Source organism: Gordonia hongkongensis (assembly GCF_023078355.1).
Lineage (GTDB): Bacteria > Actinomycetota > Actinomycetes > Mycobacteriales > Mycobacteriaceae > Gordonia > Gordonia hongkongensis.
The window spans coordinates 1759803-1778160 of the sequence record NZ_CP095552.1; the positions used below are offsets into that span (position 1 = coordinate 1759803).

Genomic DNA, 18358 nt, shown 5'->3' on the forward strand with positions numbered 1-18358 from the left:
GAAGTGTCCCGCAGAACGCTCCGGAGGGACGTTGAATCACCCTAGGTTCTGTGCCGCCTCCAATGTGGGCTGGTCCTCGGGGCCGAGGCCAGCGTAGTGAAGCGTTTCGAGCTCGGTCGGGGGGATCTGGCCGATACTCGAGTGCAGCCTGCTGTTGTTGTACCAGTCGACCCAACCAGCGGTCGCGAACTCGACGTCGGAGACTGTCTTGTACGGACCGGAGTGGAAGATCGTGGTCCGGATGCACTCGGTCTTGTACAAGCCGTTCACCGACTCGGCCAGCGCGTTGTCGTAGGCGTCCCCGACCGTTCCGATCGACGCGGCGATGTCTTCGAGTCGCAGACGTTCAGTCAGTGTAACCGATGTGTACTGACTTCCGGCATCTGAATGGTGAATCAGCTCAGCAGCTTTCACCGGATGCCCTTCCCGCTTGCGCTGCCACAGCGCCATCCGAAGCGGGACCGTCACCAGCTCGACTGTCTTCGATGTCGATGCGTGCCACGCCACGATTCGACGGGAGAACACGTCGATGATGAACACCACGTACACCCACCCGGCCCATGTCCGGCAGTAGGTGAAATCGGTCACCCAGACCCGGTTGGGTTCGGCGGCACTGAACTGTCGGTTCAGCAAATCCTCCGCGCGTACACCGTCAGCGGAGCGGACGGTCGTGCGGACCCCTTTGGATCTTCGAATTCCGTTGTGGCCTAGCATTTTCATTGCTCGATCAACAGCGCCGTAGGACACCCCAGGCAGTGTTGTGCGGTGCAGATGGGCGCGCATCTTCACCCGCCCGTAGAGGCCCTCGGGAGTCATCTTCCGTCGGCCGTCGTCATCGGTGCGCCAGACGACATTGCGCACCGCATCGACGACGTGAGCGTCGGAGACGGTACGAGCAGCAGGCATTCGTGTTCGCCATGCCCGGTAGGTTCGTGCGGCAACCATGCAGCCCTGCTCACGCAGGACCCGGCAGATCGACTCGACCGCAAAACCGTTGCTGCGCATCTGATCTATGAACGCCACGATCATCGGTTGCGGGGGTCGAGTTCCCCGCGAAGAAAGTTGTCGCCGCCTTCAGAATGGCAACGTCTTCTCGCAACTGCTTGTTCTCCGCCTTGAGACGCTTGATCTCGGCGGACTCCTTCGAGGTGGTCCCGGAGCGGGCGCCGGCATCGACCTGCGCCTGCACTGCCCACCTACGTACCGTCTCCCCGCCGACACCGACCTGCTTAGCGATCGCTTCGGCAGCGGCAGTCAACGACGTGTACTCGCCGCCGTGGGCCTCCAGCAACCGCAGAGCCCTCGAACGGACCTCTGGATCGATCTTTTTAGGCATGAGCTCATCCTTCCTGACTCAGCCTGGATCCGTGGACGGGTGCGGGGTGTCGATAACGTGAAAATGCCCTCTGAGCTGGAATGATTGGTGGTGTTGAGACAACAAAACAAACCAGTCAAAAGGCATTTTCAGTGAAAGTATCGCACACGTTCTCCGCCGAGTCCGCGGTCTTCGACGACGATAACCTGGTGTCGCACGCCGGGCTGGTACCGGTCATGAGAGTGGCCGAGTCGACCGGGTTGGCGTCCCTGCTGGGCGAACGGGTCGATCTCGGCACCACCCAGGTCGCCTCCGCCGGGGCCAACCTCGAGGCGAAACTGTTGACCGTGATCGCCGGATTGTGTTGCGGCGCTGACAGTATCGACGACCTCGGAAGGGTCCGCAGTGGTGGGCACACCCGCCTGTTCGACCGCGTGTACGCCCCAGCCACGATCGGACAAACGCTGCGCGAGTTCACCCCCGGACATGCCCGGCAACTCAACGCGGTGATGACCCACACATTGCCGGCGATGTGCGCCACGGCGGGTCTGCTGCCCACCGACGGGTCCCAGGTATTTGTCGACATTGACTCACTACTACGCCCGGTCTACGGCTACCAGAAAGAAGGCGGCTCCTACGGGCACGCCAAAATCGCCGGGCGTGAACTCCTGCGCAAAGGGTTGTCCCCACTAATCGCCACCCTGTCCGCAGCCGGGCATGCCCCGGTGATCGCCAACGCCTGGCTACGCGCCGGGCGCACCGCTTCCGGGAACGGGGCAGCGAGAATGATCGCTGAAACCCTGACCACCGCACGCCGGTGTGGGGCGAGCGGGGAGATCACCGTGCGCGGCGACGCCGCCTATGGCACCGCTGCGGTGATGCGTACCTGTCAACGCCTCGGAGCGACGTTCTCGCTGGTCCTGCGCACCAATACCGCGATCACCCGCGCCATCACCGCGATCGGAGACGACGCCTGGACCCCGGTGCACTATCCCGGGGCGGTCACCGACCCCGACACCGGCGAACTGATCTCTGACGCCGAAGTCGCCGAAACCACCTACACCGTGCAACCGGACTCCGCCCAGCCGGTCACCGCGCGACTGATCGTGCGTCGGGTCACAGCCCACCACCCCGCCGGCACCGACACATTGATGCCCGCGTGGCGGTACCACTCGTTTTTCACCAACACCACCGACGACACCGTCACCGCCGACCTCATCCACCGCCGCCACGCCATCATCGAAACCGTGTTCGCCGACCTCATCGACGGACCACTGGCGCATCTGCCCTCCGGACGGTTCGGCGCCAACGCCGCCTGGCTGGCCCTGACCGCGATCAGCCACAACCTGATGCGCACCCTCGCCGCACTCACCAACACCCCCACACTGCGAGCCGCGCGGGGCGCTACGCTGCGCCGCACCCTCATCGCGATACCCGCCCGACTAGCCCGACCAGCACGAACACCGGTCCTGCACCTACCCCGACACTGGCCCACCCAACACGCCTTCACCACCCTGTGGGCCGCGGCCAACACCACCTGACCTGACGTCGCCACCCGCCCACCCACCACCAAGGAACCCCAGTGAAAAGGCTGACACAGGTCAGCGAATACCACACGCCCACAACACAATCAGGCGATCACGCGCCCCAACCCCACCCCACCTGAACTCCTTCCACGGATCCAGGCTCAGAAGGAAGCGGCATCAAACCAGGGGTGATTCACGTCGCCGCCAACGGGCGACCGGCGTGGATTCGACGCGGCTGACACGAGGAGTTCTGTGGATGAGCGTCTGTGCTGTGGATTCTCGGTGCGGCTGCGATAGCGGGACGGATTACGTTGCCCGCTATGGGACGACGCACACACTCCGCCGAGGCGGCCTGGACACCACGGATTGCTCACCGCGTCCGTCACGAGCTCATGGATGACCTTCATGAGCAACGACGGAAGGCCTACCGGCGGCTGGACGAACTCGAGGCCGAAGCGAGTCTGCTGGCCGAAGATCTCAACGATGCGGACGATGGCTCGCTGCATCTCGATCCGGACGAGTACACCGACAGGGAGGCCGCACTCGAGGAGGCGGACCGACTCCTCAGGCTCATCAACTGGTGGTCTTCGTCCCTCGCGGTGACGGTGTTGCATCTCGCCGACGCGCCGGTGCACTGGGTCACTGCCCCGGCAGTAGAGCTGATCACAGGCGTGCGGAACGAGGAAGCCACCGCCGGGGATGGCGGTGTGGACACCCGCGTCCTACCAACATTGGGTAGCGCCGGTCTCGCCTTGTTCGAGAGGTCCGCCGGACGCCATCGTCCATCGAAGAGATGTCCGGGTCTCGACAATCGCGACGTCGGGATCGACGGCTTGTGCTGGTGGCGAGCAACACTCGGTGGGGAGAACTCGCCGCCCGTCGTGGACATGATCACGCTGCATGTGCTGACCCGCGACCGGAAGCTCTGCCGCTCTGCAGAGGTCGACGGGCGACGCCCGGCGGTCGTCGACGTGGATGCATTCACCGTGGCGGTCGAGCCTGCGTGGACGGGGAGCGCACAAGCGTCTCCATCGGTTCGCGTGCTGATGCGTCTCGCCGATGACCTGGTCCGGGGCACGCTGACTGCCTCGCCTATGCCGACGACGGGTCGAACTTCGGCGGCCGTCGCGGTGGTTGCCTGACAACCGGCCGGTGACTCACTTCGCAGGTTCGAGGTTCGCGAAATGCTTGAGGGTGTCGGCCTCGATGGTCTTGTAGACCGTCGACGACGCGGGACCGGAGAACGCGGTGACCACACGGGACGAGGTGGGCAACTCGAGCGCGAAGGTCCACTTGAGTCGGCAACCCATGTCGGCGGGCAAGATCTCCGTGGCCTCGCCGAAGCGTCGGATGCCGGGGACGTTCGCCCTCAGGACCCGGAAACCGTTGCGGTAGTGACCGTTCGCCGGGTCCTCGGTCCAGTCGAAGAAGTCCTCGTCGAGGGTCACGTAGCCGGGACCGAGGACCGCGCGGCGTTGCGTTCCCACACCGTACGGCGGCGGTGAGACGAACTCGATCTTCTTGATCGCGCGGCACCAGTCCAGCGTGTGCTGACGGGTGAACTCGGCCCACGCGCGCTCCGGCGCGACCGGCAGACGCACGTCGATGACGTGCCGCACCGGCGCATCGTCGAAGAAGTCGAGATCGAAGGACTCCAGCTCATGGGAACGTGCCATGGGTCACATTGAAGCACGGGCGTATGACCGGCGCGTCGGGCGTGCCTCGGTCCCGACGGTGCACGGTGATGCGGCTGGAGGTTCGTCCGTTCGGATGACACTGTGCGGCAACGGTTCTGTCGGACCCCGGTGCGACAGTGCGTGCAGATGCGGGACCGCTTCCCAGGTGCCGCACGGTAGATGAGGACATACGATGACCGACCCCCAGAACCAGAATCCCGACCCCAACGCGGGTCAGCAGCCGCCGTACGGCCAGCCGTATCAAGGGCAGCAGTACGGACAGCCGCCGCAACCCGGGGCTCCGCAACCCGGGGCTCCGCAGTACGGCGCTCCGCAGTACGGCGCTCCGCAGTACGGTGCTCCGCCGCAATCCGGGGCTCCGCAACCCGGGGCTCCGCAGTACGGCGCTCCGCCGCAGCCATACCCGAGCCCACCTGCGAAGAAGAAAAAGAAGTGGCCTTGGATCCTGGGGGCTCTCGTGGTCCTGCTGATCATCATTCTTGCCGCCACCTCCGGCGGAGGGGCGGAGGACACGGACACCACGGCTGATTCGGGTGTTTCGTCCGCCCCTCAGAAACCCACTGCGGCAGAAGATTCCGTGACTGACGAGGCCTCGACGCCGGCACAGGCTACGGAGCCGCAGCCACCCGCTGAGCAGGACCTGTCCTCTGAGCAGAAGAACGCCGTGTCGAAGGCGGAAGACTATCTGTCCCTGTCCGGATTCTCGAAGTCCGGCTTGATCAAGCAACTGGAGTTCGAGGGTTTCTCGAACGCGGATGCCACGGTGGCGGTGGACAAACTGGAGTCTGACGGAGACGTGAACTGGAATGAGCAGGCGGCCAAGAAGGCCGGCGAGTACCAAGCCGTGACACCCATGTCACGCCAGGGACTCGTCCAGCAGTTGGAGTTTGAAGGTTTCACGCCCGAACAGGCTGCATACGGGGCCGACAACGCTGATTCCTGAAGGTCAGGTCGACCGACACGGCGTGAGTCGTCGCAACCGGTGAACGTCAACTCGACTCCTGGACTTCGATCGAAGTCCAGGAGTCGAGTCGAGGTTCGCCGGTCGTGGGGTAAGCGACCCTCGCAAGCGGATCCGATATCGGCCCTGGTGCGTCCTAAAGTCATGACCTCTTTTCCCACCGACAGACACGGGCTGATTCGCCGCACGGCAACGCTGCGACTCGGCATCAACGACGACGCTGTGACAGCCGCCGTACGGCGCGGCGAACTGATTCGTCTTGCCCCGGGGGTCTGCGCACTGGCGGCCGACGAGGCGTCCGCCGAGGACCCGGGTGACCGTCTGTACCGACTGAGATCGATCGCGGTCGCGACGTCTGTTCGAGACTGTGACGCGTCGATCCTGAGTCACGACTCGGCGGCAGCCGTTCACGAGCTGCCGCTGCTGCACCCGGAACGCGAGGTCGTGCATCTGACGAAGAAGTCGAAGGTGGGCGGGTTCGGGCACGGGTTACGGATCGTCCATGCCGGGCCGGTGGCGCCCGACGAGGTGGTCGACATCGGCGGAATCAGGGTCACGTCTCGTGAGCGAACCGCCGTAGATGTTGCGATGTCCGGTGACTTCGCCCAAGCGCTGGCCGTGTTCGATCGCGCGCTAGCGTCCGGCGCCGACATCGCCACGATGACCCGTATCCTCGCGTCGCGGAACCGTTGGCGCGGTGCGGGGACCGCGCGTCGTGCCCTTGCGCATGCGGACGGTGCGTCGGAGAGTGTCGGGGAGTCGTGGAGCCGGGCGCAGATGATCGAGGCCGGGTTGCCGACTCCGCGACTGCAGCACACGTTCCAGACGGACGCCGGAGACGCGCGGACCGACTTCGACTGGGACGGAACACTTGTCGGTGAGTTCGACGGACTACAGAAGTACGGCCGACTGTTGCGCCAGGGTGAGAGCCCGCGCGATGCACTCATCCGGGAGAAGCGTCGGGAGGATGCGCTGCGCGCACAGGGGATCATGGTGATCCGATGGACGTGGGGAACGATCGAGCGCGGCGGGCTCGCCAATCTGCTCCGGCCGTGGTTGGACAAACTGACCGCGGCTTGACCGATGAACCCCAACTCGACTCCTGGACTTCGATCGAAGTCCAGGAGTCGAGTCGAGGTTCGCCGGTCGGAGCACGACCGTCGTTGGCACGCCGTGTGTGGCCCCGTCTGATTGCCGGCGTGGTCGCGGTGTGCGGAATTGCGTTGGGAGTCAGTACGATCGGCATTCAAAGTGGCGTCGCTGTGACCGCTACCGGTTCGAGCCAGGTGTTCGAGCAGTCACCGACGACCGGGACTCCCGGTGCAGAGTCACTCGCGACCTGGGAGCAGACGAGCGCAGTGGCGAAGGCGAAGGAGTACCTCTCGATCATGGCGTTCTCGAGAGCGGGTCTGATCGATCAGCTGGAGTACGAAGGGTTCTCGACGGCCGACGCGACGTACGCCGTGACCGAGGTCGAGGCTCAGGGCGCCGTCGACTGGAACGAACAGGCGGCGCAGAAGGCCCGCGACTATCGTTCGATGACGGCGTTCTCGCGGCAGGGCTTGATCGAACAGCTCGAGTATGAGGGCTTCACGTCCACGCAGGCGACGTATGGGGTCGACCACGCGTAGGGCACGACCGATGAACCCCAACTCGACTCCTGGACTTCGATCGAAGTCCAGGAGTCGAGTTGAGGTTCGCCGGTCGCGCGACCGGCGGTAGCTCACGGACGAGAACCCCCGAAAACACGAAACCCGGGACGGTCATACCGTCCCGGGTTGTGTTCGTCGTCCGATCAGCCGTGGTAGGGCTCCGCGCTGACCAGGGTCACCTTGATGGTGGCACCGCTGGGCACGGAGTACTCGCGGGTCTCGCCGACCTTGGCGTCGATGAGGGCGGCGCCGAGCGGGGAGCTCGGGGAGTAGGTCTCCAGGCCGCCCTGGCCGCTCTCCTCGCGGGTGGCGATGAGGAACGTCTCGGTGTCCTTCTCGTCGCCGTCGTAGTAGACGGTCACGACGGAACCGGGCAGTGCGACGCCGGACTGGGTCGGCGCCTCGCCGACCTTCGCGTTGTTCAGCAGTTCCTGCAGCTGGCGGATGCGCGCTTCCTGCTGGCCCTGCTCCTCGCGAGCGGCGTGGTAGCCACCGTTCTCCTTGAGGTCGCCTTCTTCGCGACGCTCGTTGATCTCGGCGGCGATGACCGGACGGTTGGCGATCAACGAATCGAGCTCGCTCTTGAGGCGGTCATGCGACTCTTGGGTCAGCCAGGTCACCTGGGTGTCGGTCATCGGTCACTCCTTTGTGTTGTCCGCGCCCCGGGCGACCGTTTACACCAGGGGCATATGGACTGCTGAAAATGCAGCAACACGACCCCTCGCGGAGCCGTGTATCCGTTCAGGGTACCAGGTGGTGAGACCTATGGCACATCGGTACTACCGCGCGACAGCGCGCCGAGAGCGTCCTGATACGTCGGTTCCATCCGTTTTAGCCATCCCACAACGAAATACGTCACAGGCATGAGGATGACCTCGACGAGTGTCTTCCACACGAACCCGACGATCGTGTAATTGATGAAATCTCCCCAGGTCGAGATACCCAGGGCGGTGGCGGCGATCGAACAGAAGACGATGGTGTCGGCCAACTGGCCGACAATCGTCGAACCCAGCAGGCGCGCCCAGAGGCGATTTTCCCCGGCGCGTTCCTTCATTTTCACCAGGACGAAGGAATTGAGGAATTCGCCCACGACGTAACCGGCCAATCCGGCGAGCAGGAATTGTGGGACGACCCCGGCAACCGTCTCGAAAGCCGCCTGGCCTTCGTAGAATTCGGCGGCCGGCAGGTGAATGGTCAACCAGAAACACAACGACGCGAGAATCAGGACCGCGAACCCGGCGAGGATCGTCCGGCGCATGGCACGGAACCCGTAGACCTCGCTGATCACGTCGCCCAGCACGTACGCGAGCGGGAACAGGAAGAAGGCGCCGTCGGTCACCAGGCCGTCCATCTGGATCGGCCCGAGATCGACCTGCAGCCATTCGTCGAACAGGACGACGCCCTTGGTGCCGGTGACGTTGCTGATGAGCATGACGCCGACGAAGACGGCGACCAGAAGGGGGAAGTAGCGGCTGCCGATGGAGGCGAAGGCGGCGCGCGGCGACGGCAGCTCGCTGCCGGTGGACGCGGTCACGAGGCCGAGGGCTTCAGGTAGGCGGGGACATCCAGGGTGCAGCCGAAGACCTCGCCGATGACCGGTGGTTTCGACGTCGTGACCTCGGTGCGGACGCCGATCCGTTCTGCGGAGTCCGCGGGGATCAGGATCTCGCGACGCCCGGTCTCGCCGCCGTCGCGGGAGCGGCCGCGCACCACACAGGCAGCCGCCCGGCTCGGATCGGAACGCTCGACGGTGAACTGCACCGCGACGGTCGAGCCGTCGATGATCTCGTAGCCGGTGGCCTCACCGGTCACGTCCGCCGACGAGAACTTGCTGTAGCCGATGACGGCGAGGGTCACGCCGGCCGCGACGACCAGGATCGACAGGGCGATGAACCAGCGACGACGCCCAGAGGCGGTCTCCGAACGCTCCGGATAGGTGGCGCGCGGACCGCTGTGCGGTCGCAAGGTGTCGGGTGTCGCGCGCGGCGCGTCACCGGCGTCTGCGGCGCCCCCGTCCGAACTGTTCACGCGTCAATACCTACCATGGGAGGAGTAGCGATCCGAAGGTGAGGAACTGTGACCGAATCCCACGTCGGCGACCCCAAGTCGGGTGTGTTCCGGCTGATGGCGGTGCACGCGCACCCAGACGACGAGTCGAGCAAGGGTGCCGCCACGACCGCGAAGTATGCGGCCGAGGGCAACGAAGTGCTCGTCGTCACACTCACCGGCGGTGAGCGTGGCGACATCCTGAATCCGGCGATGGACCGCCCGGGCATCAAAGAGCGGATGACCGAGGTCCGTCGCGAGGAGATGGCCAAGGCCGCCGAGGCGCTCGGCGTCCGACAGACATGGCTCGGCTTCGTCGACTCGGGCCTCCCCGAGGGCGACCCGCTCCCGCCTGTTCCGGAGGGTTCCTTCGCCTCGGTGCCGCTCGACGAGGCCACCGAGGCCTTGGTGCGCGTGGTCCGCGAGTTCCGCCCGCACGTGATCGTCACCTACGACGAGCACGGCGGATATCCGCATCCCGATCACATCCGCTGCCATGAGGTGTCGGTCGCGGCGTACGAGCAGTCCGGCGATCCGGACGCGTTCCCGGACGCCGGCGAACCGTGGACGGTGTCGAAGCTCTACTACACCCACGGGTTCATCCGGGACCGGATGGTCCTGTTCTCCGACGAGTTCGCGCGGCACGGCCAGGAGAGTCCGTTCGCCGAGTGGCTCAGCAAGTGGGACCCGAGCCGTGGCGATCTGATGGGACGTGTGACGACCCAGGTCGAGTGCTCCAAGTACTTCCCGCAGCGTGACGACGCGCTGCGCGCCCACGCCACGCAGATCGATCCGAACGGGGTGTTCTTCGCGGTGCCGCTGGAGTGGCAACAACGCCTGTGGCCGACGGAGGAGTTCGAGCTCGCCCGGACCCGGGTCAAGACCGCGTTGCCGGAGACCGATCTCTTCGCCGGGATCGAGGCGTGATGGGCACCAGCACAGTCGTGAACGACACCCTGATGGTCCTGGCGCAGGAACCCCAGGGGCCGGAGTTCGGCAAGGCCTCACCGCTGGGCCTGCTCGTGATCCTGTTGCTGCTCGTCGGGACTGCGTTCCTCATCTGGTCGATGAACCGGCAGCTGAAGAAGCTGCCCGCGTCCTTCGACGCCGAACACCCGGAGGCCGACCAGGCCTTCGACGAGGGAACCGATTCGCCGGGCCCGGCCGGTTCGGACGCGGTCGCACCGAACCCGCCCGGGACCCCGGGTGCCACCAGTGCCGCGGGCACCGACGACCGGCGGCCCGCCGACACCTGAGTCGAGGCGTAGAAGTGGAGTCATGCGCATCTCCACTCTGATCGGGACGTCACTCGCGACCGCTGCGGCGGCAGCCATCGGCAGTGTGGTCACCAAGCCGGCGGTCGAGACCTGGTATCCGAAGCTGGCGAAACCGTCCTTCGTACCACCGAACTGGGCGTTCCCGCTCGCCTGGACCTCGCTCTACGCCGACCTCGCGGTGACCTCGGCAGTCACCCTCGACGACCTGGCCGACGACGGCGACCACGAACAACGTCAGCGGTATCTCGCGGCGCTCGGCGCCAACCTCGTGCTCAACGGCGGGTGGAGCTGGATCTACTTCGGCCGGGGCGCCCTCGGAACCGCGTCGGTCGCGGCGGCGGCGCTCACCGTGAGCAGCGCCGACCTCGCCCGGCGCACCGCACGGACGAACCGGACGGCAGGTGCCGCGCTCGCCGCCTACCCGGCGTGGTGCGCGTTCGCCACCGTGCTCTCGACGAGCGCCTGGTGGCTCAATCGTGGTCGGCGGTCACCGGCGCCTGCCTGAGCGTCGCGGCGAATCGGTCCATCGCCCAGTCGATCTCGGATTCCGTGACCACGAGCGGTGGTGCGAGTCGCAGCGTCGAGCCGTGGGTGTCCTTGGCGAGGACATTGCGTTCGGACAGCCGCAGACAGAAGTCCTTGCCGGTGCCGAGCGCGGGGTCGAGATCGATCCCTGCCCACAGGCCGAGGCCGCGCACCGCCACCACCCCGTTCCCGACGAAGTCGCGCAGTCGGGCGTGCAGATGATCGCCCAGTTCCGCCGCCCGTCGTTGCCAGGTCCCGTCGGCGAGCATGTCGACGACGGTGTGACCGACGGCTGCGGCGAGCGGGTTACCGCCGAAGGTCGATCCGTGCTGACCGGGATGCAGCACGCCGAGGACGTCGTGGTCGGCAACCACCGCCGACACCGGTAGGAGCCCGCCGCCGAGTGCCTTCCCCAGCAGGTAGACGTCGGGTTCGACGCCCCAGTGCTCTACTGCGAAGGTCCTACCGGTGCGGCCCAGACCGGACTGGATCTCGTCGGCGATGAACAGCACGCCGCGTTCGGAGCAGAGGGCCCGCGTGCCGGGCAGGTAATCGTCGGGAGGCACGACGACGCCGGCTTCGCCTTGGACGGGTTCGAGCAGGACGGCCACCGTGTTCTCGTCGATCGCGGCATCGAGGGCAGCCAGGTCGCCGAACGGGACACGAACGAATCCCGGTGTGTAGGGGCCGAATCCGGCGCGCGCCTCGGGGTCGTCGCTGAACGAGACGATCGTCGTCGTGCGGCCGTGGAAGTTCCCGGAGGCCACCACGATCGTGGCGCGGCCGTCGGGTACGCCTTTGACGTCGTAACCCCACTTGCGGGCGACCTTGATCCCGGATTCGACCGCCTCCGCACCTGTGTTCATCGGCAGGACCATGTCCTTGCCGCACAGGGAAGCCAGTGCGGCGCAGAACGGTTCGAGTCGATCGGACCGAAATGCGCGGCTGGTGAGGGTGACCCGCGCCAGCTGATCGAGTGCGGCGGCGACGATGCGTGGATGGCGGTGGCCGAAATTGACCGCGGAATAGGCCCCGAGACAGTCGAGGTGTCGACGGCCGTCGATGTCGGTGATCCAGGCCCCCTCGGCGGTGGCCGCGGTCACCGGGATCGGCGAATAGTTGTGCGCCACATGAGGTTCGACGACGCCGAGCGGTGCGCCCGCGCTGGTGTGGGTGCCGGTGCCGGGGCTCGTCATCGTCATGAATCGAGGGTATCGTCGAGGTCTGGTGCAAACAATCGACGTCGATTGCGTCTGAACGCAACGGATCGCCGGTATGGAAGCAAAGGGGAGCGGTCTGTTGCGGACACTGGACGACCTCGACGAGAGGGTGCTCGCGCACCTCACCCGGGACGCCCGGGCGACCTACCAGCAGATCGGGCAGCAGGTGGGGTTGTCGGCCCCCGCGGTGAAACGACGCGTCGACCGCCTGGTCGCCGACGGCGTCATCCGGGGTTTCACCGCGGTCGTCGACCCGCACGCGATGCAGTGGACCACCGAGGCATACGTGTTGGTGTACTGCCGGGGCAACATCTCGCCCGACGAGTTGAAGGCGGCGTGGGAGCCCATACCGGAGGTGGTGGGTGCGGCGACGGTCACAGGTCAGGCCGACGCCGTCCTGCGCGTGATGGCCCGCGACGTACGGCACCTCGAGCAGGCGCTCGAACGCATCCGGCGGGCCGGCCCGGTGGATCGATCAGAGTCGATCCTCGTGCTCAGCGAGCTGATCGACCGGGGGCACCCGTGAGAATCGGGGTGTCGAAACCGTTGTGCTAGTGTGGTCGCCGTGATCAGCACCGTGCGCGCGTATTGGCGCTTTATCGAGGCTCCGGGTGGGGCCACGATGATGCGTTGACCTGACGCGCGCACGACACACCCGGAGCCCGAGCAGCGACCCCACGGTCGCTGCTCTTGTCATTTGAGCGGGGCTCCGACCACACCCAGGGCATGCCTCGTCACCACAACGACACGGGCATGACCTCGAAAGGCACACAACGTGACCACCTTGCCGGACCTCCCGATCCGATCCGACGACAACGCCGAATCGACCTCCGACCGCCGCATCCGGGCGTTCCGTCCGATCCCGTCGCCCGACACCGTGCGCAGCGAATTGCCCCTCTCGGCACGACGAGCCGTCGCCGTCCAGCGCGACCGGGACGAGATCGCCGACATCCTCGCCGGCCGCGATGACCGGCTGCTCGTCATCGTCGGGCCCTGTTCGGTCCACGATCCGATCGCCGCCATCGACTACGCCCGGCGCCTCGCGCCGCTGGCCGATGCCTACTCCGAGCGACTCAAGATCGTGATGCGCGTCTACTTCGAGAAGCCGCGCACCACCGTGGGGTGGAAGGGCCTGATCAACGACCCCGGGATGGACAACACCTTCGATGTCGAGCGTGGCCTGCGCACCGCCCGGTCGTTGCTGCTCGACATCATCGACCTCGGTCTGCCCGTCGGATGTGAGTTCCTCGAACCGACCAGCCCGCAGTACATCGCCGACGCGGTCGCGTGGGGTGCCATCGGCGCCCGCACCACCGAGTCCCAGGTCCACCGGCAGCTGGCGTCGGGCCTGTCGATGCCGATCGGCTTCAAGAACGGCACCGACGGCAACGTCCAGGTCGCCATCGACGGCGTGAAAGCCGCTGCGGCCGAACACGTCTTCTTCGGAGTCGACGACTTCGGCAACGGTGCCGTGGTGGAGACCGCGGGCAACGAGGACTGCCACATCATCCTGCGCGGCGGCACGCGCGGCCCGAACTTCGACGCGGAGTCGGTGTCGGCGGCCGCCGAGGCGCTCGCCGCGGCCGGCCTGCCCGCCCGGGTCATGATCGACTGTTCGCACGCCAATTCGGGCAAGGATCATGTCCGTCAGGCGGAGGTCGCCACCGAGATCGCGACGCGACTCCGGGCGGCGCGCGAGGCCGGTGAGCCCTCGAACGTCAGCGGCGTGATGCTGGAGAGCTTCCTCGAGCCCGGCGCGCAGTCGACCGAGGCCACCCCGCTGGTGTACGGCAAGTCCGTCACCGACAAGTGCATGGGCTGGGAGGCCAGCGCCCAGGTCCTGGCGGCGCTCGCGCGGGGCTGACCCTTCCCTCGCCTCAGTATCTGCGGCTCGGCGGCCGTCGTGGACCATGAAAGAACACTCGTGAGCGTCCGAATCTCATGCTCCCTGAGGTGCGAGCGAAGCGAGCCACGAAGGGTGTAGCAACGTGTCTCACCAGGCCCTTCGTGGCTCGTCGCTTGCGCTCCTCGCACCTCAGGGATCAGTGGGTTGTGTGCTTCTTTCGGACCGGGGAACGATGGGAGACGCTTCGCTCGGGTCAGACGACGTCGACCTCAGACGTCGAGTCCGGGATCGTGATCAGTGCTCGACGACGCAGTGTTCCGCGGGGCGACCGTACCGACGGCGCCACGCGGAACTCGGCCTCCCACCGATCGGAGTGGATCCGGTTGAGCAGGTAGCCGCGTTGCGAGTTGCCGAACCGGACGTGGGGTGACGCTTCCTTGAGGCGGCGGTCGCCGTCGTCGCTGTCCTCCCCGTCCCCGCCGGAGGTGATCGACGTCGCGGCCAATTCGACGCCGCGCGTGAGCGATTCATCGGTGTAGGAGGTCCGGAGGTCGGCGACCACGCTGCGATGGATGTCGCCGGCGAGGGACACCAGATTGCGCACGCCCCGGTCGGCGGCGCCGCCGAGGATGCGGGAGCGCGAGGCCTCGTAGCCGCTCCACCCGTCCATGCTGACCGCCCGGGTCGAGCCGACGGTTCGGGCGAGGTCGGCCATCGGTACCTGCTGGGCGAGGACGTTCCACCGGTGCCGGGACGAGGCGAAACCGTCGAGCACCCATCGTTCCTGTTCGGCGCCGAGGATGGTGCGGGAGACGTCCGCGGTGCGCGCGTTCTGCCCGGTGTCGTTGTCCCCGTTGGCCTGATCGCTGCGGTGACTGCGGGTGTCGAGGAGGGTGAGGTCGACGAGATCGCCGAAACCGAGCCGCCGATGCGCGCGGATGACGGTTCCGTTCGGTCGGGCCGCCACCCGCACCGGCGTGTTCTCCCACCAGGCGCGCAGCGCGCGGGCGCGACGCAGCGCGAACGCGGTGAGTGGGGTGTGGTCCTCGGGAATCGCTGCGGCCCAGTTGTTGTCGACCTCATGATCGTCGAAGGTGATCACGAACGGTGCCATCGCGTGGGCGAGTTGGAGGTCGGGGTCGGACTTGTACAGCGCGTAGCGCTCGCGGTAGTCGTCGAGGTCGACTGCTTCCCGTGTTGCCGAGAGAGGAAGCACCGCATCGGGTCTCGCACCACCATGAACCGGGATCGGCTTCTCGTAGATGTAGTCACCGAGGTGGAGCACCACGTCGGGTGCATGCGCCGCCAGGTCGGCGTACGCATGGTAGTAGCCGTCGGACCAGTTCTGGCAGGACGCGACGGCGACCGTCATCTTCTCGACGCGTGCGAAAGGTGCTGGTGCCGTTCGGGTCCGGCCGACCGTCGAGACCTCGCCGAGTGCCCGGAACCGATAGAAGTAGTCGGCGGCGGGCGCGAGACCGCGGACATCGACGTGCACGCTGTGCCCCCATTCCGCGGTGGCGTGGACCGTACCCCGACGCACGATGCGGGTCATGGATTCGTTGGCGGCGATCTCCCAGTCGACTCGCACCGGGCGTGGTCCCATGCCGCCACCGGGCGCGAACGGGTTGCGCGACAATCGCGTCCACAGCACAACGCCGTCGGGGAGGGGGTCACCGGACGCCACCCCGAGTCCGAACACGCCGGCGGGGTGAGCCGGTGTGGGTAGGGCCGGCGAGGTGCCGCCGAGGAGGCCGGGCGTGAACGCGAGACCGGCGACGAGTGCCGACCAGGTGAGGAAGCGGCGTCGGGAAGTGCCGCCGCGGAGCGTGAGGTCGGGATGACAACGGATGGTCGACGGTGTGAGAAGGGCCGGTGATGCGTCGGCCGGGTTTCCCCGCATGGCCTCAGCCGACCAGGATCACCTGACCTGGGCTCCACCTGCAGACGGCGGGGACATGATGCGGAGGTGAAGTCTCCGACCTCCACGCGTACGTCCCCGCCGCCTGCCCGACGGGCTACCGCGAGTCGATCAACCCGCTCGACTCGCTCTCGGCGTCGGTCACGACGCCGACTCGCTTGCGACGGGCGCGGATTCCGAGTGCGGCGTCGACCACGAGGAACCCGAGCAGGCTGAGTCCGAGCAACGGCACGAACCAGCCCACCACCGCGGCCACCACCACGATCGCGACCGCGCCGGCCACCGGCACCCGACGCAGTGCACCCCGTGCCGGCGGGCGACCCACCGCGACCGCGCCGCCACGCTTCGGCCGCCGTTGCCACCACATCTGATAGCCGCGGACGATCAACACCACGAGCGCGATCGCCAGGAGCAGGAGAACCAGCTGGCTCACCCAGCCGAACAGGATGCCCATGTGCAGTGCGATGCCCCAGGTCGTGAGTTTCGCGGCGAGCGGCCAGTCGGCGAACCGCAGTTCGTCGACAACGGCACCGGTCGCGCCGTTCACGGTGACGGTGTCCTGGGCGAACTGCCAGGGCTGCCTGGTCTCGGCGATGGTGAAGGCGGTGTCCGCATCGGTCGGGATCGAGACCTCCACCTGGCCGTCCACACCGGCGGCCCGAGCGGTGCCCAGCACCCGGTCGAGCTGCGCGATCGTCTGCCCGGACGCTTCCGGAACGTGCTGCTCGTGACCCGCGCCGCCGTGATCGCCGTGCCCGCTGTGATCACCCAGCCCGTCCGATCCGGACGTCGATCCGGACAGCGAGGTGTCGACCGTCGGGGTCGTCCAGCTCAGCGCCGTGCGCACATCGGAGACGTGCTCACCGGCGTACTTCGACCAAGTCAGACCGGTGGCCGACAAGAACACCAACCCCACCGCGATCCAGACGCCGATCACGCCGTGCCGGTTGCGGGTGCGGTTGCGTCCGGTCGCCGATCGGTCGAAGGCGACCAGGTCGGCGGCGCGTCGTTTTCGGCGCGCGCGATACGCGGAGATCCACAGCGTGAGGCCGGCCACGGCGATGACCCACAGCCAGGAGGCGGCGAGCTCGCTGTAGATCCGGCCGGGCTCGCCGAGATGGAGGTGACGGTGCAGTTCGCTGATCCAGGTGCGCATCGGCAACGCCGCGCTGCTGCCGTAGGACACCAGCTCTCCGGTCGATTCCAGGGTCACCGGATCGATGAACACGGCCTGGCGCTTCGACGCCCCGAGGGAGGGATCGTCGAACAGGACGCGGGTCGTGTCGCCGGCCTCGGCGGCCGGGCGCACCGCGGACAGGGTGAGGTCCGGGCGGAGCCGGGCCGCCGCCTCGACCTGTTCGGAGATCGGACGTGCGTCGCCGGTGCTGTCGGTGGAGAGTTGATCGCGGTAGACGACCTGTTCCAGCGACGGGGAGATCGCGTAGAGCCCGCCACTGACCGCCGCAACGATCAGGAACGGCGCGATGAAGATGCCTGCGTAGAAGTGCAAGCGGCGCAGCAGAGGTTGCCAGCTGTTCGGGGTCACCCGCCGGTCTGGTGCGGCGGCTGGTGGAGTGGGGTTGTCGTCGGATGTTTTGGGACGGGGGTCGGGCGGCCCGGTGGGTTCACCGGGGCGGGACAGGTTCGACAGGGACACGGTGGGCCTCTCATGCGGAAGACGGCGCGCGGCATCGACCGCGGTCAGGCGGGATGGCAGACGCGCACCGACCGGCCCGTCGGGTGACGGGTCGGCGGAGTAGGGAATCAGCGCGTGAGGGCCGGGGGTCCGCGGGTGTCGAGAGCGGCGATGGCGCGCAGGCGGGGCCGCGCGTCGTCGTGGGTCGCCCGCGGGGCGCGCAGGATCGCGTCGTCAGCGGGCGGGTCGAGGACGGCCCGGATGAGAGCGACGACCGCGGTCAGGACGCTGAGCAGGGCGGGTTCGACGACGTGGATGGCGGCGGCGGTGAGCAGAGTCGCCACCGCGTGGACGAACAGCATGGTCCCGCTCGGCGCGTGTGCAAGCGCACTCACACCGGCGTGGTGCGCCGACGAGGCATCGAGCGCGGTGAGGGACACGTGTGCGAGCACCTGTCCGGCCGCGAGGAGCCCGATCGTGCCGAGCCACCCGGGACGACGACGGGCCGTCGCGCCGATCGTCCAGCCGAGTACGGTGCACGCCGCGATCATGAACACCAGAGATGAGGTGGCGGGGAGAGAACCGGCCGCGAGCCCGTGCGCGGCCACCGCGGTGCTCGCCGACAGCGCGCCGACGACCCCACCGCGAAGGCGGTGGAGGGCGCGCACGTCCGGGTTCACGGAAGGAGCATAGCGACGGCGGTCATGCCCGAACCGCGCGCGGTCAGCGAACGGGC

The 18358-nt window shown here is 67.2% G+C and carries 19 protein-coding genes; 10 read left to right on the plus strand and 9 right to left on the minus strand.

What is annotated here, in order from left to right; genetic code table 11:
* Window positions 1–36: 36 nt before the first annotated feature.
* Window positions 37–1336, minus strand: a protein-coding gene (locus MVF96_RS07980) for an IS3 family transposase (RefSeq protein ID WP_156354154.1) whose coding sequence is annotated in 2 segments (ribosomal slippage) — window positions 37–1051 and window positions 1050–1336 — 1302 coding nt in all. Because the reading frame shifts where the segments join, the coding sequence is not laid out codon by codon here.
* A 131-nt stretch (window positions 1337–1467) separates the two neighbouring features.
* Here MVF96_RS07980 and MVF96_RS07985 point away from each other — a divergent pair.
* Both MVF96_RS07985 and MVF96_RS07990 read left to right on the plus strand, forming a co-directional pair.
* On the plus strand, window positions 1468–2856 hold the full coding sequence (locus MVF96_RS07985) for an IS1380 family transposase (protein WP_247451705.1): 1389 nt from the start codon (window positions 1468–1470) through the stop codon (window positions 2854–2856).
* A 377-nt stretch (window positions 2857–3233) separates the two neighbouring features.
* The gene (locus tag MVF96_RS07990; RefSeq protein WP_055474891.1) at window positions 3234–3983 is read left to right on the plus strand and encodes a hypothetical protein; all 750 of its coding nucleotides are present in this window, start codon (window positions 3234–3236) and stop codon (window positions 3981–3983) included.
* Window positions 3984–3998: 15 nt separating this feature from the next.
* Here the strand turns inward: MVF96_RS07990 and MVF96_RS07995 are convergent, their stop codons facing one another.
* A complete protein-coding gene (locus MVF96_RS07995) occupies window positions 3999–4517 on the minus strand; it encodes an SRPBCC family protein (RefSeq protein ID WP_055474890.1) in 519 nt (172 codons plus the stop codon).
* A 193-nt stretch (window positions 4518–4710) separates the two neighbouring features.
* On the opposite strand from MVF96_RS07995, the gene MVF96_RS08000 reads away from it, so the two are divergent.
* From MVF96_RS08000 to MVF96_RS08010, 3 genes are all read left to right on the plus strand, one after another.
* The gene (locus MVF96_RS08000; protein ID WP_084817203.1) at window positions 4711–5481 is read left to right on the plus strand and encodes an Ltp family lipoprotein; all 771 of its coding nucleotides are present in this window, start codon (window positions 4711–4713) and stop codon (window positions 5479–5481) included.
* Between the two features lie 162 nt (window positions 5482–5643).
* On the plus strand, window positions 5644–6579 hold the full coding sequence (locus MVF96_RS08005; protein WP_247451828.1) for a hypothetical protein: 936 nt from the start codon (window positions 5644–5646) through the stop codon (window positions 6577–6579).
* 182 nt (window positions 6580–6761) lie between these two features.
* A complete protein-coding gene (locus MVF96_RS08010; protein WP_223258958.1) occupies window positions 6762–7130 on the plus strand; it encodes an Ltp family lipoprotein in 369 nt (122 codons plus the stop codon).
* Window positions 7131–7294: 164 nt separating this feature from the next.
* Here MVF96_RS08010 and greA read toward each other — a convergent pair whose 3' ends face one another.
* From greA to MVF96_RS08025, 3 genes are all read right to left on the minus strand, one after another.
* Window positions 7295–7786 carry a transcription elongation factor GreA gene (gene greA, locus MVF96_RS08015; protein ID WP_004020945.1) on the minus strand — a complete coding sequence of 164 codons (492 nt, stop codon included), beginning with the start codon at window positions 7784–7786 and terminating at the stop codon, window positions 7295–7297.
* A gap of 128 nt (window positions 7787–7914) precedes the next feature.
* Window positions 7915–8685: a queuosine precursor transporter gene (locus MVF96_RS08020; RefSeq protein WP_065629941.1), complete on the minus strand. Its 771-nt coding sequence runs from the start codon at window positions 8683–8685 to the stop codon at window positions 7915–7917.
* Window positions 8682–9179: a DUF4307 domain-containing protein gene (locus MVF96_RS08025; RefSeq protein WP_055474887.1), complete on the minus strand. Its 498-nt coding sequence runs from the start codon at window positions 9177–9179 to the stop codon at window positions 8682–8684. Before MVF96_RS08025 ends, MVF96_RS08020 begins: the two co-directional genes overlap by 4 nt.
* Before the next feature lie 48 nt (window positions 9180–9227).
* Between MVF96_RS08025 and mca the strand changes: the two genes are divergently transcribed.
* From mca to MVF96_RS08040, 3 genes are read left to right on the plus strand one after another with little or no spacing between them, the layout of a single operon-like run.
* Complete coding sequence (gene mca, locus MVF96_RS08030; RefSeq protein WP_055474886.1) at window positions 9228–10124, plus strand: mycothiol conjugate amidase Mca; 897 nt, start codon at window positions 9228–9230, stop codon at window positions 10122–10124.
* A complete protein-coding gene (locus MVF96_RS08035) occupies window positions 10124–10453 on the plus strand; it encodes a hypothetical protein (protein ID WP_058250739.1) in 330 nt (109 codons plus the stop codon). Before mca ends, MVF96_RS08035 begins: the two co-directional genes overlap by 1 nt.
* A 22-nt stretch (window positions 10454–10475) precedes the next feature.
* Window positions 10476–10979, plus strand: a complete 504-nt coding sequence (locus MVF96_RS08040; protein ID WP_058250738.1) for a TspO/MBR family protein — start codon at window positions 10476–10478, stop codon at window positions 10977–10979.
* Here the strand turns inward: MVF96_RS08040 and rocD are convergent.
* On the minus strand, window positions 10945–12201 hold the full coding sequence (gene rocD / locus MVF96_RS08045; RefSeq protein WP_058250737.1) for an ornithine--oxo-acid transaminase: 1257 nt from the start codon (window positions 12199–12201) through the stop codon (window positions 10945–10947). The genes MVF96_RS08040 and rocD overlap by 35 nt on opposite strands.
* 97 nt (window positions 12202–12298) lie before the next feature.
* Between rocD and MVF96_RS08050 the strand changes: the two genes are divergently transcribed.
* Together MVF96_RS08050 and MVF96_RS08055 are read left to right on the plus strand one after the other, a co-directional pair.
* The gene (locus tag MVF96_RS08050; RefSeq protein ID WP_058250893.1) at window positions 12299–12745 is read left to right on the plus strand and encodes an Lrp/AsnC family transcriptional regulator; all 447 of its coding nucleotides are present in this window, start codon (window positions 12299–12301) and stop codon (window positions 12743–12745) included.
* A 249-nt stretch (window positions 12746–12994) separates the two neighbouring features.
* Window positions 12995–14083, plus strand: coding sequence for a 3-deoxy-7-phosphoheptulonate synthase (locus tag MVF96_RS08055; protein WP_058250736.1), 1089 nt, complete (start codon window positions 12995–12997; stop codon window positions 14081–14083).
* A gap of 235 nt (window positions 14084–14318) precedes the next feature.
* On the opposite strand, the gene MVF96_RS08060 is transcribed toward MVF96_RS08055, so the two are convergent.
* The 3 genes from MVF96_RS08060 to MVF96_RS08070 form a co-directional block, all read right to left on the minus strand.
* Complete coding sequence (locus tag MVF96_RS08060) at window positions 14319–15968, minus strand: alkaline phosphatase D family protein (RefSeq protein WP_058250735.1); 1650 nt, start codon at window positions 15966–15968, stop codon at window positions 14319–14321.
* Between the two features lie 115 nt (window positions 15969–16083).
* Window positions 16084–17628, minus strand: coding sequence for a PepSY-associated TM helix domain-containing protein (locus MVF96_RS08065; RefSeq protein ID WP_058250892.1), 1545 nt, complete (start codon window positions 17626–17628; stop codon window positions 16084–16086).
* A 122-nt stretch (window positions 17629–17750) separates the two neighbouring features.
* Window positions 17751–18302, minus strand: a complete 552-nt coding sequence (locus MVF96_RS08070; protein WP_231742312.1) for a hypothetical protein — start codon at window positions 18300–18302, stop codon at window positions 17751–17753.
* Window positions 18303–18358 lie beyond the last annotated feature (56 nt).

Coding starts and splice junctions, on each gene's coding strand:
- MVF96_RS07990 (WP_055474891.1), top strand. CDS start 3,234: ATGGATGACCTTCATGAGCAACGACGGAAGGCCTACCGGCGGCTGGAC.
- MVF96_RS07995 (WP_055474890.1), bottom strand. CDS start 4,517: ATGGCACGTTCCCATGAGCTGGAGTCCTTCGATCTCGACTTCTTCGAC.
- MVF96_RS08000 (WP_084817203.1), top strand. CDS start 4,711: ATGACCGACCCCCAGAACCAGAATCCCGACCCCAACGCGGGTCAGCAG.
- MVF96_RS08005 (WP_247451828.1), top strand. CDS start 5,644: ATGACCTCTTTTCCCACCGACAGACACGGGCTGATTCGCCGCACGGCA.
- greA (WP_004020945.1), bottom strand. CDS start 7,786: ATGACCGACACCCAGGTGACCTGGCTGACCCAAGAGTCGCATGACCGC.
- MVF96_RS08035 (WP_058250739.1), top strand. CDS start 10,124: ATGGGCACCAGCACAGTCGTGAACGACACCCTGATGGTCCTGGCGCAG.
- MVF96_RS08040 (WP_058250738.1), top strand. CDS start 10,476: ATGCGCATCTCCACTCTGATCGGGACGTCACTCGCGACCGCTGCGGCG.
- rocD (WP_058250737.1), bottom strand. CDS start 12,201: ATGACGATGACGAGCCCCGGCACCGGCACCCACACCAGCGCGGGCGCA.
- MVF96_RS08060 (WP_058250735.1), bottom strand. CDS start 15,968: ATGCGGGGAAACCCGGCCGACGCATCACCGGCCCTTCTCACACCGTCG.